The organism is Microbacterium sp. RURRCA19A (assembly GCF_900156455.1).
GTDB lineage: Bacteria > Actinomycetota > Actinomycetes > Actinomycetales > Microbacteriaceae > Microbacterium.
On the sequence record NZ_FTNQ01000015.1, the window covers coordinates 1 to 1263 of the forward strand.

The following is a 1263-nucleotide window of genomic DNA, read 5'->3' on the forward strand; positions in this document are numbered from 1 at the left end:
GGAGCCTGACCCGGTTTCTCGGACACCAATGTTGAGGCGATGATCGTCTCGGAAGGAGTCCGTGAGATGCCTGCTGCCCACCCGCCGGAGTTTCGGCGTCGAGCCCTGGATCTGGTCGCGCAGGGCAACCCTGTCGGCCAGACTGCCCGTGATCTCGGGATCAGTGAGTCCTGCCTTCGGAACTGGATGAACCGCGACGCGATCGATGCCGGCCGCAAGCCCGGTGTCACCACCGATGAGCACAAGGAACTCGTCGAGCTGCGTCGCCGGAACCGGGTGCTGGAGATGGAGATCGAGATCCTCAAGCGCGCGTCGGCGTATTTCGCCCGAGAGAACGTGCTCCCAAAATAGGGTTCCGGCTGGTCCAGGAGCTCGCCGCAGACGGGATCCCCGTCGCGGTGGCCTGCCGGTTCCTGAACGTCTCGACCTCCGGTTACTACGACTGGGTTTCTCGCCCACCGTCGCCGCGAGCGATCGCAGACGCGGAGCTCACCTCGACGATCCGCCGCATCCACGCCGACTCCCGTGCGACCTACGGCGCCCCACGGGTGCTGGCGGAGCTGCGGCTCGGTCTGGGTGTTCACGTCGGCCGCAAACGCGTCGCGAGGCTGATGCGACTCGACGGACTGGCAGGGGTCTCACACCGTCGGAAGCGGCGCGGCTGGAAGCCCGACACCGCCACTCACGAAGATCTCGTGAAGCGGCAGTTCCGAGCCGACGCGCCGAACCGGCTCTGGTTCTGCGACATCACCCAACACCGCGCGAAGGACGGATGGGTCTACTGCGCGGCCGTGATCGACGCGTTCAGCCGCCGGATCGTGGGCTGGTCGATCAGCGACCGGATCACCGCGGAGATCGTCGTCGACGCGCTCGAGATGGCCCGGTGGCGCCGCCGCCCGGAACCGGGAACCGTCGTTCACGCCGATCGAGGAGCGCAGTACACCTCCTGGCTCTTCGGGCACCGGCTTCGGCAGGCCGGTCTCCTCGGCTCGATGGGTAGGGGCGCATCGTCGGTCGACAACGCACTGATCGAATCCTTCTGGTCGACCATGCAACGCGAACTCCTCGACCGATCCGTCTGGACCTCACGAGCCGAGCTGTCGTCGGCGATGTTTGAGTGGATCGAGGCGTTCTATAACCCCACCCGCAGGCACACCGCGCTCGGCAACCTCAGCCCCGTGGAGTTCGAACGACTTCACATCCCCGCCGCAACCGCGGCATGATCAACACACAAGAACCGTCCGAGAAACCGGGGCAGGCTCC

Annotated in this window: 2 protein-coding genes; both read left to right on the top strand. The window is 66.3% G+C overall.

Going from position 1 to position 1263, the window contains the following annotated elements:
* Positions 1 to 66: 66 nt before the first annotated feature.
* The gene (locus BW982_RS17380) at positions 67 to 351 is read left to right on the top strand and encodes a transposase (RefSeq protein ID WP_076495503.1); all 285 of its coding nucleotides are present in this window, start codon (positions 67 to 69) and stop codon (positions 349 to 351) included.
* Positions 352 to 359: 8 nt separating this feature from the next.
* Positions 360 to 1223 (top strand): IS3 family transposase, encoded by an 864-nt coding sequence (locus BW982_RS17385; protein WP_254845647.1) that lies wholly within the window; start codon positions 360 to 362, stop codon positions 1221 to 1223.
* The last annotated feature ends 40 nt before the right edge of the window (positions 1224 to 1263 follow it).

Coding starts and splice junctions, on each gene's coding strand:
- BW982_RS17380 (WP_076495503.1), top strand. CDS start 67: ATGCCTGCTGCCCACCCGCCGGAGTTTCGGCGTCGAGCCCTGGATCTG.